General features: G+C 54.8%; 13 protein-coding genes. 7 read left to right on the forward strand and 6 right to left on the reverse strand.

What is annotated here, in order from left to right; all coding sequences use genetic code 11:
- Positions 1–16 precede the first annotated feature (16 nt).
- The gene (gene gsiC / locus HVX64_RS08745; protein ID WP_044256395.1) at positions 17–937 is read left to right on the forward strand and encodes a glutathione ABC transporter permease GsiC; all 921 of its coding nucleotides are present in this window, start codon (positions 17–19) and stop codon (positions 935–937) included.
- 2 nt (positions 938–939) lie between these two features.
- The gene (gsiD, locus tag HVX64_RS08750) at positions 940–1,851 is read left to right on the forward strand and encodes a glutathione ABC transporter permease GsiD (RefSeq protein ID WP_044256394.1); all 912 of its coding nucleotides are present in this window, start codon (positions 940–942) and stop codon (positions 1,849–1,851) included.
- Between the two features lie 87 nt (positions 1,852–1,938).
- Here the strand turns inward: gsiD and rimO are convergent, their stop codons facing one another.
- Positions 1,939–3,264: a 30S ribosomal protein S12 methylthiotransferase RimO gene (rimO, locus tag HVX64_RS08755; RefSeq protein WP_043001250.1), complete on the reverse strand. Its 1,326-nt coding sequence runs from the start codon at positions 3,262–3,264 to the stop codon at positions 1,939–1,941.
- Positions 3,265–3,494: 230 nt separating this feature from the next.
- Here rimO and bssR point away from each other — a divergent pair, with 230 nt between their 5' ends.
- Both bssR and HVX64_RS08765 read left to right on the forward strand, forming a co-directional pair.
- Positions 3,495–3,878 carry a biofilm formation regulator BssR gene (gene bssR / locus HVX64_RS08760; protein ID WP_043001249.1) on the forward strand — a complete coding sequence of 128 codons (384 nt, stop codon included), beginning with the start codon at positions 3,495–3,497 and terminating at the stop codon, positions 3,876–3,878.
- Between the two features lie 105 nt (positions 3,879–3,983).
- Positions 3,984–5,099: a PQQ-dependent sugar dehydrogenase gene (locus tag HVX64_RS08765; protein ID WP_044256393.1), complete on the forward strand. Its 1,116-nt coding sequence runs from the start codon at positions 3,984–3,986 to the stop codon at positions 5,097–5,099.
- 5 nt (positions 5,100–5,104) lie between these two features.
- Here the strand turns inward: HVX64_RS08765 and HVX64_RS08770 are convergent, their stop codons facing one another.
- Positions 5,105–5,731, reverse strand: a complete 627-nt coding sequence (locus HVX64_RS08770) for a glutathione S-transferase family protein (protein ID WP_181825384.1) — start codon at positions 5,729–5,731, stop codon at positions 5,105–5,107.
- A gap of 247 nt (positions 5,732–5,978) precedes the next feature.
- Between HVX64_RS08770 and dacC the strand changes: the two genes are divergently transcribed.
- A complete protein-coding gene (gene dacC, locus HVX64_RS08775; RefSeq protein WP_044256495.1) occupies positions 5,979–7,181 on the forward strand; it encodes a serine-type D-Ala-D-Ala carboxypeptidase in 1,203 nt (400 codons plus the stop codon).
- A 48-nt stretch (positions 7,182–7,229) separates the two neighbouring features.
- Here dacC and deoR read toward each other — a convergent pair whose 3' ends face one another.
- Both deoR and ybjG read right to left on the reverse strand, forming a co-directional pair.
- On the reverse strand, positions 7,230–7,988 hold the full coding sequence (deoR, locus tag HVX64_RS08780) for a DNA-binding transcriptional repressor DeoR (protein ID WP_043001246.1): 759 nt from the start codon (positions 7,986–7,988) through the stop codon (positions 7,230–7,232).
- Positions 7,989–8,059: 71 nt separating this feature from the next.
- Positions 8,060–8,668 (reverse strand): undecaprenyl-diphosphate phosphatase, encoded by a 609-nt coding sequence (gene ybjG / locus HVX64_RS08785; protein ID WP_044256389.1) that lies wholly within the window; start codon positions 8,666–8,668, stop codon positions 8,060–8,062.
- 293 nt (positions 8,669–8,961) lie between these two features.
- On the opposite strand from ybjG, the gene HVX64_RS08790 reads away from it, so the two are divergent.
- Complete coding sequence (locus tag HVX64_RS08790) at positions 8,962–10,194, forward strand: MFS transporter (protein WP_043001244.1); 1,233 nt, start codon at positions 8,962–8,964, stop codon at positions 10,192–10,194.
- Between the two features lie 96 nt (positions 10,195–10,290).
- On the opposite strand, the gene HVX64_RS08795 is transcribed toward HVX64_RS08790, so the two are convergent.
- Positions 10,291–11,103, reverse strand: coding sequence for a Cof-type HAD-IIB family hydrolase (locus HVX64_RS08795; RefSeq protein WP_043001243.1), 813 nt, complete (start codon positions 11,101–11,103; stop codon positions 10,291–10,293).
- Positions 11,104–12,312: an MFS transporter gene (locus HVX64_RS08800; RefSeq protein ID WP_043001242.1), complete on the reverse strand. Its 1,209-nt coding sequence runs from the start codon at positions 12,310–12,312 to the stop codon at positions 11,104–11,106. It abuts the gene before it with no gap.
- 81 nt (positions 12,313–12,393) lie between these two features.
- Between HVX64_RS08800 and HVX64_RS08805 the strand changes: the two genes are divergently transcribed.
- The gene (locus HVX64_RS08805; protein ID WP_044256387.1) at positions 12,394–12,933 is read left to right on the forward strand and encodes a TetR/AcrR family transcriptional regulator; all 540 of its coding nucleotides are present in this window, start codon (positions 12,394–12,396) and stop codon (positions 12,931–12,933) included.
- The last annotated feature ends 40 nt before the right edge of the window (positions 12,934–12,973 follow it).

The following is a 12,973-nucleotide window of genomic DNA, read 5'->3' on the forward strand; positions in this document are numbered from 1 at the left end:
CCACAGCGGAAATCGGATGCTTAACTATATCCTTAAACGCCTGCTGGGGTTGATTCCGACCCTGTTCATTGTTGCGGTGCTGGTGTTTTTATTTGTTCACCTGTTGCCCGGTGACCCGGCGCGACTGATTGCCGGGCCGGAAGCCGACTCGCAGGTGATTGAGCTGGTTCGTCAGCAACTCGGTCTCGACAGGCCGCTGCATGTCCAGTTCTGGCATTACATGACTAACGTGTTGCAGGGCGATTTTGGCCTCTCGATGGTTTCCCGTCGGCCGGTCTCGGAGGAGATCGCCAGCCGGTTTATGCCGACGCTGTGGCTGACGTTGACCAGTATGATCTGGGCCGTTCTGTTCGGTATGGCGGCGGGAATTGTCGCGGCGGTATGGCGTAATCGCTGGCCGGATCGCCTCAGCATGACGCTGGCCGTTACCGGGATCTCCTTTCCGGCGTTCGCGTTGGGGATGTTGTTAATGCAGGTGTTCTCCGTGGAGTTAGGCTGGTTGCCGACCGTCGGGGCCGATAGCTGGCAGCACTATATTCTGCCGTCTGTCACCCTTGGCGCGGCGGTGGCCTCAGTGATGGCTCGCTTTACCCGCGCCTCATTTGTCGATGTGCTCAGTGAAGACTATATGCGTACCGCCCGGGCGAAAGGGGTCAGCGAAACCTGGGTGGTGCTCAAGCATGGGCTGCGCAATGCGATGATCCCTGTCGTCACCATGATGGGGTTACAGTTCGGCTTTTTGCTCGGCGGGTCTATCGTGGTCGAAAAGGTCTTCAACTGGCCCGGTCTCGGACGTCTGCTGGTGGACTCCGTAGAGATGCGCGATTATCCGGTGATTCAGGCGGAAGTCCTGTTGTTCTCACTGGAATTTATACTTATCAACTTAGTGGTGGATGTGCTGTATGCCGCCATTAACCCGGCTATCAGGTACAAGTAAGGATGCGTTTACTTAACTGGCGCCGTCAGGCGATTTTAGATGCCATGCCAATGGTGAAACCCGAGCGGGTACGCACGCCGTGGCACGAATTCTGGCGACGTTTTCGCCGTCAGCATGTGGCGTTGATAGCAGGCCTGTTTGTGCTGCTGCTGATCCTGGTGGCAATCTTCGCCCGCTGGCTGACGCCGTTCGATGCGGAAAACTATTTCGATTACGACAGGCTGAATGACGGACCGTCGATGATGCACTGGTTCGGCGTGGATTCGCTGGGCAGAGATATCTTCAGCCGCGTGCTGGTTGGCGCGCAAATTTCACTGGCGGCAGGGGTTTTTGCAGTATTGATTGGCGCGGTTATTGGCACCGTCCTGGGGCTGCTCGCGGGTTACTATGAAGGCTGGTGGGACCGGGTCATCATGCGCATCTGCGACGTGCTGTTTGCGTTTCCGGGTATCCTGCTGGCGATTGCTGTGGTCGCGGTATTAGGCAGCGGCATTGCCAACGTGATTATCGCGGTGGCGATCTTCTCAATCCCGGCATTTGCGCGTCTGGTGCGCGGCAACACGCTGGTGCTGAAACGCCAGACGTTTATCGAATCGGCGCGCAGTATTGGTGCCAGCGATGCGACCATTATTTTCAGTCATATCCTGCCAGGAACCGTCTCGTCGATTGTGGTCTTTTTTACCATGCGTATTGGTACGTCGATCATCTCTGCGGCAAGTCTGTCGTTTCTGGGACTGGGCGCACAGCCGCCGACGCCGGAGTGGGGCGCGATGCTGAATGAAGCGCGGGCGGATATGGTGATTGCGCCGCATGTGGCGCTGTTCCCGGCGGTGGCGATTTTCCTGACGGTACTGGCGTTTAATCTGTTAGGCGATGGCCTGCGCGACGCGCTGGACCCGAAGATAAAAGGGTGAACCACAAGCCTGATAAGACGCGTTGGCGTCGTTATCAGGCATTGCCGGATGGGGCATAAATGCCTTATCCGGCTGGGTCAGTGAGAGTTAAGCGCGGGTGCCCCACAGGTCGTACTCGTCGGCGTTTTCCACTTTCACGCGGATCACGTCGCCCGGCTTCACGTTGGTTTCACCGTTCAGATAGACTGCGCCGTCGATTTCCGGGGCGTCGGCCATGCTGCGACCAATCGCGCCTTCTTCGTCGACTTCATCGACGATCACCAGAATTTCGCGACCAACTTTTTCCTGCAAACGTTCCGCAGAGATCTGCTGTTGCAGTTGCATAAAGCGGTTCCAGCGCTCTTCCTTCACCTCTTCCGGTACCTGATCCGGCAGCGCATTGGCGCCAGCGCCTTCTACCGGGCTGTATTTGAAGCAGCCTACGCGGTCGAGACGCGCTTCTTTCAGGAAGTCGAGCAGCATCTGGAAATCGTCTTCCGTTTCACCCGGGAAGCCAACAATAAACGTTGAGCGCAGGGTCAGCTCCGGACAGATTTCACGCCATTGCTTGATGCGCGCCAGCTGGCGGTCAACCGAGCCGGGGCGCTTCATCAACTTGAGAATACGTGGGCTGGCGTGCTGAAGCGGGATATCCAGATATGGCAGGATCTTACCTTCCGCCATCAGCGGGATCACGTCATCAACGTGCGGATACGGGTAGACATAGTGCAGACGCGTCCAGATACCCAGTTTAGACAGCTGTTCACACAGGCTGACCATGCTGGTTTTCACCGGTTCACCGTTATAGAACCCGGTACGATGCTTCACATCCACGCCATAGGCGGAGGTGTCCTGAGAAATCACGAGGATCTCTTTCACACCGGCATCGACCAGACGCTTTGCTTCGCTCAGCACATCACCAATTGGACGGCTAACCAGATCGCCGCGCATGGACGGAATGATGCAGAAGGTGCAGCGATGATTGCAGCCTTCAGAAATTTTCAGGTAGGCGTAATGACGCGGGGTCAGCTTCACGCCTTGTTCCGGCACCAGGCTCAGGAACGGATTGTGCTTCGGTTTCGGCACGTAGTGGTGAACATGTTCCAGAACCTGCTCATAGCTATGCGGCCCGGTGATTTCCAGCACTTTCGGATGGACTTCACGGATCTGATCTTCTTTCGCGCCCAGACAGCCGGTGACGATCACTTTGCCGTTTTCGTTCAGCGCTTCGCCAATGGCTTCCAGTGATTCCTGCACTGCGCTGTCGATAAAACCGCAGGTATTGACGATCACCATATCGGCGTCGTCGTAACTCGGGACGACATCGTAGCCTTCGGTACGCAGTTCAGTCAGGATACGTTCCGAATCGACGAGGTTTTTCGGACAGCCGAGGGAAACGAAGCCGATTTTCGGCTGGTGGGTTACTTTGCTCATAGCTTAAAAATTGTTCAGTTATTGGAATGTTCAGGGCAGGGATTCTACAGAGTTCCGCACAAAAATTGTATTGCTATCTCACCCGATAAGGGCGGGAAAGTCGGTATTGGCTTATAGCGACTTTGTAAATTATGTTAATGGCGGGTGAATTATTGATCTCAGGCATCACATTGTACAAAAAATAGCCATACTATTATGTTGCACCATGGCTGGAAGAGGAGGAACGAAGTATGTTCGTTGACAGACTGAGAACCGATCTGCTGAATAAGCTTATCAACGCCAGGATCGACCTCGCTGCGTATCTGCAGCTAAGGATGGCGAAAGGATACATGTCAGTCAGCGAGAATGATCATCTACGTGAGAACTTTTTCGAACTGAACCGAGAGCTGCACGATAAATCGTTGCGCTTGAATCTGCATCTCGATCAGGAAGAGTGGGATGCTTTGCACCATGCCGAAGGCGCACTCGCCGCTGCGGCGGTGTGCCTGATGAGCGGACACCACGACTGTCCGAATTTTATTGCCGTCAATGCAGAAAAACTCAATACCTGCCTGACAACCTTAACGCTGAGCATTCAGAGTTTGCAGGCTCATTCCACGCTTGAAGATGCCTGATTCCAGGGGGAGGCGACTCCCCCTTTCATCGTTAAGTTTTTGTAAAAATGCCTTCCTGACGTTCTTCGCTGACTACGCTTTAACCAGAGTCAACAAGGAGGCGTTATGCGTCGTTCGCTTATCCCAGTAATGACATTGCTAATTTTCCCTTGGTTTGCTCAGGCGAAAACGCCTGCGGTCAATGTTGAGGTGCTGCAAACCAAACTTGACCACCCGTGGGCGCTGGCCTTTCTGCCGGGCGACGACGGCATGCTGATCACTCTGAAGGGTGGGCAGTTGCGCCACTGGCAGGCAGGAAAAGGGCTTTCTGACCCGCTGCCTGGGGTGCCAAAGGTGTGGGCAAACGGGCAGGGCGGTCTGCTGGACGTGGCGCTGGCTCCGGACTTTCGCCAGTCCCGGCGCGTCTGGCTCAGTTTTTCCCAGGCTGATGCAGAGGGAAAAGCAGGAACCGCGGTGGGCTATGGTCGACTCAGCGACGACCTTTCGCGGCTGGAAAACTTCCAGACGGTCTTCCGGCAGATGCCAAAACTCTCTACCGGCAATCATTTCGGTGGACGACTGGTGTTTGACGGTAAGGGGCATCTGTTCATCGGGCTGGGGGAAAACAACCAGCGGCCGACGGCACAGGACCTCGACAAACTGCAGGGGAAAGTGGTGCGTCTGACCGAACAGGGAAAAGTTCCGGCGGACAATCCGTTTGTTAATCAGCCTGGCGCGCGCCCGGAAATCTGGTCTTATGGGATCCGTAATCCGCAGGGGATGGCGATGAATCCGTGGAGCGATACGCTGTGGCTCAATGAGCACGGGCCGCGCGGCGGAGATGAGATCAATATCCCCGAAAAAGGCAAAAACTACGGCTGGCCGCTGGCGACATGGGGCATTAACTATAGCGGGCTGAAAATCCCGGAAGCGCAGGGCGAAAAGGTGGCAGGTACCGAACAGCCCATTTTCTACTGGCAGAAATCACCTGCCGTTAGCGGGATGGCCTTTTATGACCACGATACTTTCCCTCAGTGGCGGCAGAAACTGTTCATTGGCGCACTGAAGGACCAGAATGTGATTGTGATGAGGGTGAATGGCAATACGGTCGCTGAAGAGGGGCGCATTCTGGGTGAGCGAAAACAGCGGATCCGCGACGTACGCGTCGGGCCCGACGGTTATCTGTATGTCTTAACCGACGAGTCCGATGGCGAGTTGCTTAAAGTCAGCCCGCGTACCTGAACGGCTTAGCTGACCGGGATCATGACCGTTTTACGAAACGCCGGGCGCTCGCTGAGCTGCTGGTACCAGCGCTCAAGATGCGGACGCGGTGTCCATGTCAGTCCCACGTTGAACAGGTTGTAGACAAACGGCGCGATGGCGATGTCACCGGTGCCAAACGCTTTTCCCGAGAACCATAACTGGTCGGCCAGCGCCGCGTCGAGGATCGCGAACAGCTCGTCGCAGCGTTTCGCTCCGGCATCGATAGCGGCGTGATCGCGCTGTTCCGGCGGTGTTCTCACTAAACCAAAAAGCACCACACGGTGTGCTGGACTGAGGGTTTGATTCGCCCAGTCCATCCATTTATCGCCTTCAGCCCGACGTGCCGGTGACTCGACCCACAGGCGTTTTTGTCCATACTGGGCAGCCAGGTAACGCACGATGGCGTTGGACTCCCACAGCAGCAGGTCGTTTTCATCATCACGTAGCAAAGGCACCAGACCGTTCGGGTTCATCGCCAGATAATCGGCATCATGGTTCAGGCCAAACTGTCCTCCCGCCAGGATATGATTAAACGGTAATTCCAGTTCTTCGAGCGTCCACAATACTTTTTTGACGTTGGTTGAGTTATTCCGGCCCCACAGCGTAATCATAATTACCCCTCAAAAAATGGACAGCCTCAGGGCTGCGTTCACTCCACATGGTGAGATAAAGCTAACATTTACGCAACAGCCAACAAAAAATTCCTCTCCGTTGCGGCATAGCGGGGGGTTATTGCATAAACTTTAAAAACTTTACCAACTTACGGTTCACTTACGCTTCTTAGTGCGTTATTACTCACCGCACTTATTATACGGTGGTATGACGTATATTTTTTGAATGGATACTCGGGTGGCATTTATGACGCAATACGTTTCTTCCCTTCGCAATTTCGCAGCGGGTTCAGCCCTTCTCTTTCTCTTTGCGCCGACGGTGATGGCGGCGGAACAGACCATTGAACCGCCGAGCGTCGATGCGCGCGCGTGGATTTTAATGGATTACGCCAGCGGTAAGGTGCTGGCTGAAGGCAATGCCGATGAGAAACTGGATCCGGCCAGTCTGACGAAAATCATGACCAGCTATGTGGTGGGGCAGGCACTCAAAGCGGGCAAAATTAAACTGACCGACATGGTGACGATAGGCAAAGACGCGTGGGCGACCGGTAACCCGGCGCTGCGCGGCTCCTCGGTCATGTTCCTGAAGCCCGGCGATCAGGTGGCGGTTTCCGATCTCAATAAAGGGGTGATTATTCAGTCCGGCAACGACGCCTGTATCGCACTGGCAGACTATGTCGCAGGGAGCCAGGAGTCGTTTATCGGTCTGATGAATGGTTATGCGAAAAAGCTTGGGTTGACGAACACCACCTTCCAGACGGTACACGGTCTGGATGCGCCGGGCCAGTTCAGCACCGCGCGTGATATGGCTCTGCTGGGTAAAGCACTGATCCACGATGTGCCGGAAGAGTATGCGATCCATAAAGAGAAAGAGTTCACTTTTAACAAGATTCGCCAGCCCAACCGAAACCGTCTGCTCTGGAGCTCCAGCCTGAACGTTGACGGCATGAAAACAGGCACCACGGCCGGGGCCGGATACAATCTGGTCGCGTCGGCCACCCAGGGCGATATGCGTCTGATTTCGGTGGTATTAGGCACCAAAACTGACCGTATCCGCTTTAATGAATCAGAAAAACTGTTGACCTGGGGGTTCCGCTTCTTTGAGACCGTAACGCCTATCAAACCGGATGCCACCTTTGTGACCCAGCGCGTCTGGTTTGGTGACAAGAGTGAGGTGAATCTGGGGGCTGGCGAAGCCGGTTCTGTGACGATTCCGCGCGGTCAACTGAAAAACCTGAAAGCCAGCTTTACGCTGACGGAACCGCAGCTCACCGCGCCGCTGAAAAAGGGCCAGGTGGTCGGGACGATTGACTTCCAGTTGAACGGCAAATCGATTGAACAGCGTCCGTTGATCGTGATGGAGGCGGTAGAAGAGGGCGGCTTCTTTGGCCGGATGTGGGATTTCGTACTGATGAAATTTCATCAGTGGTTCGGTAGCTGGTTCTCTTAAGTCCTGATGATTGCCGGATAGCGCTGACGCCTGTCCGGCAAACGGCAATTAGTACATAAGCTTAATTCGCTGCGCTTTGGCGAAGCTGACAAATTCATCGTCAGGGCAGCAGTCGCTTACCACGATGTCAAAGTGTTTTAAATCTCCCATCCGCGCCGGACGGACCTTGCCAAATTTGCTGTGATCGGCCACCAGTACGTGGTGTTGCGCCATCGACATTGCCCAGTGTTTCACCGGCAATTCTTCCAGATTAAAACAGGTCGCCCCTTTGCTGATATGAACGCCGGCTGCGGAATAAAAGGCGATATCCGGACAGATATTGTTCAGGGTTTCCTGAGCATCAAGCGGTTTGAAAATCGCATTGCTGGCGTGAAATTCGCCGCCGGAGAGGATTGCCCGGCACAGCGGTTTTTCCTGCAATGCCAGAAACGTATTCAGGGAATAGCAGACGGCGGTAAACGGGATGTCATTATCGATCGCTTCGATGATCCACGGCGTCGTCGTACCGCAGTCAAAAAACAGCGTCTGATGCGGCTGCACCAGACTTGCCGCCAGCTGCGCCGCACGACGTTTTTCTTCCACTAAGCGGGATTTTTGATCGCTGAGCAGATAGTGGCTGGCGCTGCGGGGTTCCAGCACAATATAGCCACCGAGCAGCACTACCGGCGCACTGTTGTTATTCAGGTCGCGGCGAATGGTCATTTCAGAGACGCCCAGCAGGGTCGCGGCTTCCTTAAGATGGAGTTTATCGCTGCGTTTCAGTGCCTGCAGCAATTGACCAATACGCTCTTCGCGACGTGTTTCCATAATTCCCCTGGATGAATAATTAAGCGCTCTGTCTCTTTCAGTGCGCTTAATATTACTCTTTTTTCCTTCGTCTAGTCACGTACCCAGCCTTTACGAATCGGCAGGGCGAAGCAGATGCGGTAACCGTATTGCAGGGAACGATAGAGGGCCGGACCGAATTTTTGCCAGATCATCTGCGCGCTCAGGCAGCCGATCATCCCAGCCAGCAGTCCGCCGAGCATGTCGAGTGGCCAGTGCACGCCAAGATAGACGCGGGACCAGGCGATGGTGACGGCCAACACCATCAACAGAACGCCGGACCAGAGACGATGCCAGAACAAAAACGCCAGCGCGAAGGTAAATATCACCGTGCCGTGATCGCTGGGGAACGAGTCATCTGCCGCATGCTGGAGATAATTGTAGCCAATGCGATCGGTAAACGGACGATCGTGTGGGAACAGGTGTCCCATTACCCATGACACCAGCAGGCTAACGACCAGCGCCATCGCCATTTTGACGATCAACTGCCGCTGCGCGCAAACCTGTTCACGCGGTCCCCACAGCCAGAGAACAACGGCTAACAGCGGGACGATGTTGATCAGATCTTTGGCGATAAAAATGGCGAGGGAAATCATCCACGATGCCGAGTCCGGCGTGGCATTGATAAAGTAGAACAGCGAATAGTTAATATTTTCCAGCATAGCAGTCAGACTCAGTTCGTTTAATGAAAATCCAGGCAGGCCGAGAATAAAAGTGTCCGTCCGCAGGGTAAAGAGGGATTGTCTTATTTACCTGTAAAAGAAGGTGTTTCAGACATCGCTCGTGATTTTCACTCAGCATAACCGCGTCAACGTAGACTAACCTTAAACCCGGGGAAGGATTTTCATGAGCGGGTAAAAATGTGCGCATTTTGCTTTTACCACGCATAATTCACTATCTCAGGTGAGGCTCTTTCATTACACTTTGCGCGATTTTTTATTGTCGAAGAGATTGCATGCAAAACCGTTTACAACAAGGTGCCCGTCTTGGACGTCAGGCGCTGCTTTTCCCTCTCTGTCTGGTGCTCTACGAATTCTCCACCTACATTGGCAACGATATGATCCAACCCGGCATGCTGGCGGTGGTGGAACAATATCAGGCGGGGATCGACTGGGTACCCACCTCCATGACCGCCTATCTGGCCGGCGGTATGTTTTTGCAATGGCTGTTAGGGCCGCTGTCGGATCGCATTGGCCGTCGTCCGGTGATGTTAGCGGGCGTGGTGTGGTTTATTGTCACCTGCCTGGCAACGCTGCTGGCGCAAAGCATCGAACAATTTACCCTGCTGCGTTTTTTGCAGGGCATCAGTCTGTGCTTTATTGGCGCGGTGGGTTATGCGGCTATCCAGGAGTCCTTTGAAGAGGCCGTGTGTATTAAAATCACCGCCCTGATGGCGAACGTCGCGCTGATAGCGCCACTGCTTGGACCGCTGGTGGGAGCGGCGTGGGTGCATGTCCTGCCGTGGGAAGGCATGTTTGTGCTGTTCGCCGCACTGGCGGCGATCGCGTTCTTTGGTCTGCAGCGGGCGATGCCGGAGACCGCCACGCGGATCGGCGAGCCGCTATCGCTAAAGGCGCTGGGTAATGATTACAGACTGGTGCTGAAAAATGGGCGCTTTGTCGCCGGCGCGCTGGCGCTGGGGTTCGTCAGCCTGCCGTTGCTGGCCTGGATCGCCCAGTCACCGATTATTATCATCAGCGGCGAACAACTTAGTAGCTACGAGTATGGCCTGCTACAGGTGCCGATTTTTGGCGCGCTGATCGCCGGGAACCTGATGCTGGCGCGCCTGACCGCTCGGCGTACGGTGCGTTCGCTCATCATCATGGGCGGCTGGCCGATTGTGCTGGGACTGCTCATCGCCGCGGCGGCCACCGTCGTCTCGTCCCATGCGTATCTGTGGATGACGGCTGGTCTGAGCGTTTACGCCTTTGGCATCGGTGTGGCCAACGCCGGACTGGTGCGCCTCACCCTGTTCGCCAGCGACATGAGTAAAGGCACGGTCTCTGCGGCGATGGGAATGCTGCAAATGCTGATCTTTACCGTCGGGATTGAACTGAGTAAGCACGCTTATCTGCTCGGCGGGAATGGGCTGTTCAGCCTGTTTAATCTGGCGAGCGGCATGTTGTGGCTGTTGCTGATGTTTATCTTCCTGAAAGATAAACAGGCCGGGAATACCCGGGAAGGGTAATGGCGACATTGTTGGCCCGCTAAGCGCACCGCCATCAGGCAATAAAATCGGATGGCGGTGTAAACACCTTAGCCTGGTGAATAACGCAAGTCGTTGTTAATTAAATGGCGCTTCGTTCTTCAGGACACAATCAATGATGTCGAGGACGCCTTCTTTGTTGTTTGAGCCAGCTCGATATTTCGCTGCCTTCGCAATCGTATCTGCCGCATTTTCCATTGCAAAACTAAAGCCCGCCTGGCGCAGCATTTCAACATCATTTCCACCATCCCCAAACACCACGACTTCACTATCGTCAATTCCCCAACGCTGCTGGAGCAGGCGCAGTCCGTTCGCTTTGTGTACGCCGGGGATAATGAGATCGATGCTGCCATAGCCGGTGTGAACAGGCACCATGATATCGCCAATGGCGTCGTGCAGGGCTTGCTGAACTTCCGGGATCCGATCGTCTGAGATGTTCAGGCCAAATTTGAAAAACACGTCATTGATATTGTTGAAATCATCCACGAATTCGAGGCGGTGATAGTACATGCCGGCGGTGGCTTTCATCTCGTCGTTGTACGCTTTCAGGGTGTACGCACTATTCTTACCGCAGGCGATGATTTCGACATCGGCGCGGGTTAACAGGTGATCGACGATGGCGGTAAAATCGGATTTCGCCAGATCGCCATTAAAGATATCCTGGCCTTCGCTTACCACCCAACCGCCGTTTTCGGCGACAAAGGAGATCTCATGGGCAATCTCAGGAAAGAAAGAGATGAGCTGGTAGTACTGATTGCCGCTGGCGACCGCAAAACGAATACCCTGCGTTTTCATCTGCTGATACTGTGCAAGAAAACGTTCGCGATTATAGGTCTTTTGATCGCTCAGAAAAGTGCCATCCATATCGACTGCAATTAACTTAATACCCATTTATCCCTTCTCCATCGCAGTTTGCGTAGTTGAATTTGGTTTGGCGACGGCTCTGGCGACAACGGCGGCCAGCAGTACCAGCGCCAGCACCACCAGCATGGCGCTACGTAAACCGTAGTGTTCGCCGAGGTAGCCGAGCAGCGGAGGGCCAACGAGAAAGGCGAGATAGCCGGTGGTTGCCACGACGCTAACGCGTGTCGGTGCATCCGGCCCCGTGTCGCTGGCCGCAGAAATGGTTAACGGGAAACCGAGCGATGCACCCAGGCCCCACAGTATCACAGAGACGCCGGCCACCCAGGCGCTGTCGACGAAAATAATCAGACCAATACCGAGCGCGCCCATCAGGGCGCTGGCGCGAACCACCGCCACACGACTGTAACGGTCAATAAACCAGCCACCGGTAAAGCGCCCGACGGTCATCCCGAGCGTGAACCCTGCGTAAATCAGCGAGCCGGATGTCGGGCTAAACCCGTGACCGTCGACCATCAGCAGCGGTAGCCAGTCGTTGGCGGACCCTTCAGCAAAGGCCATCGCCAGCACCACAACGCCAATCAGCAGCAACTGAATATCGCGCCAGAAGGGGACGCCTTTTTCCTGGTGATGAGAACCGTCGTTGGCGTTTTTGCCCGTCCCGTCAGGAATGGCCTGGATGGCAATAAAAATCGGCGCAATCGCCACCAGCGAAGCCAGTACAATATGCGTGGTTGCCGCGACGCCGAAGGCTGTCAGTGCCATCCCGATACCCGCGCCCGCCAACGTGCCGAAGCTGTAAAAACCGTGCATCATCGGCAAAACGGTTTTGTTCATCTCACGTTCGACGGCCGCCCCTTCAATATTGATCGCCACTTCTGCGGAACCAAAACTGGCGCCGAATACACCTAAGCCCAGTGCGAACAACACCGGGGAGGTGAGCCAAAGCGCCAGGCTTAGCACCAGCATCCCTACAATTGCGCAGGACATGGTGGTGCGAATCACCTTTCGGGTGCCAAATCGTTTCACCAGCCAGGCCGAACAAAGGATGCCGCTCATCGAACCAATCGAGAGACCAAACAGTACGGCCCCCATTTCCGCCGTCGAGACCGAAAGCGTGTCACGAATGGCGGGCGTGCGCGTGGCCCAAGAGGCCATCAGCAAGCCGGGCAAAAAGAAGAACATAAAAAGCGCCCAGGTTCGGCGTTGCAGGGCTTTGCGGGAGGAAGTCAATGTCATCAGGGAAGCACCAAAAGTACAACAATAGCGACAACACTAGCAAGTTTGTGTACATTTGTACATAAATCAGAAGGGGAATTTATGAGCAGACGACCAAACGATCCGCAGCGTCGGGAAAGGATACTTCAGGCTACTCTGGAGACAATTGCTGAGCATGGGATCAGTGCTGTAACGCATCGTAAAATCGCCAGCTGTGCAGGGGTTCCACTGGGATCCATGACGTATTACTTCGAGGGTATGGACTCGTTGATTGAAGAAGCGTTCACGCGTTTTACGTGCGATATGGCGCAGCAATATCGTGATTTTTTTGCCGGGGTGACCGGCCCGGAAATGGCCTGCGAATCGATCACCACCCTCATTTACAGTTCAGAAGTGACGACGCCGCATAATATGGAGCTGATGTATCAGCTGTACGCGATGATGAATCGTAAGCCGACGCTAAGAAGTGTGATGCAGGACTGGATGCAAACCAGTCAGAGAACGCTTGAGCAGTGGTTTGATCCTATTACCGCCCGGGCGCTAGACGCTTTTATTGAAGGAATGACGTTGCATTTTGTGACTGACCGGACGCCGATGACGCGCGAAGAGATCCTGCAGATGGTTAAACGCATCGCCGGGTGAGCATCGTTGAGGGCGATAGTGGTTGTCTCCCCGGCGACAC

The organism is Citrobacter sp. RHB20-C16 (genome assembly GCF_013890155.1).
Classification (GTDB): domain Bacteria; phylum Pseudomonadota; class Gammaproteobacteria; order Enterobacterales; family Enterobacteriaceae; genus Citrobacter_A; species Citrobacter_A amalonaticus.

Excerpts from the sequence above, each read along its gene's own strand:
- HVX64_RS08795 (WP_043001243.1), bottom strand. The coding sequence starts at position 11,103 with ATGGGTATTAAGTTAATTGCAGTCGATATGGATGGCACTTTTCTGAGC.
- rimO (WP_043001250.1), bottom strand. The coding sequence starts at position 3,264 with ATGAGCAAAGTAACCCACCAGCCGAAAATCGGCTTCGTTTCCCTCGGC.
- gsiD (WP_044256394.1), top strand. The coding sequence starts at position 940 with ATGCGTTTACTTAACTGGCGCCGTCAGGCGATTTTAGATGCCATGCCA.
- dacC (WP_044256495.1), top strand. The coding sequence starts at position 5,979 with ATGACGCAATACGTTTCTTCCCTTCGCAATTTCGCAGCGGGTTCAGCC.
- bssR (WP_043001249.1), top strand. The coding sequence starts at position 3,495 with ATGTTCGTTGACAGACTGAGAACCGATCTGCTGAATAAGCTTATCAAC.
- HVX64_RS08790 (WP_043001244.1), top strand. The coding sequence starts at position 8,962 with ATGCAAAACCGTTTACAACAAGGTGCCCGTCTTGGACGTCAGGCGCTG.
- HVX64_RS08770 (WP_181825384.1), bottom strand. The coding sequence starts at position 5,731 with ATGATTACGCTGTGGGGCCGGAATAACTCAACCAACGTCAAAAAAGTA.
- HVX64_RS08765 (WP_044256393.1), top strand. The coding sequence starts at position 3,984 with ATGCGTCGTTCGCTTATCCCAGTAATGACATTGCTAATTTTCCCTTGG.
- deoR (WP_043001246.1), bottom strand. The coding sequence starts at position 7,988 with ATGGAAACACGTCGCGAAGAGCGTATTGGTCAATTGCTGCAGGCACTG.
- ybjG (WP_044256389.1), bottom strand. The coding sequence starts at position 8,668 with ATGCTGGAAAATATTAACTATTCGCTGTTCTACTTTATCAATGCCACG.
- gsiC (WP_044256395.1), top strand. The coding sequence starts at position 17 with ATGCTTAACTATATCCTTAAACGCCTGCTGGGGTTGATTCCGACCCTG.
- HVX64_RS08800 (WP_043001242.1), bottom strand. The coding sequence starts at position 12,312 with ATGACATTGACTTCCTCCCGCAAAGCCCTGCAACGCCGAACCTGGGCG.
- HVX64_RS08805 (WP_044256387.1), top strand. The coding sequence starts at position 12,394 with ATGAGCAGACGACCAAACGATCCGCAGCGTCGGGAAAGGATACTTCAG.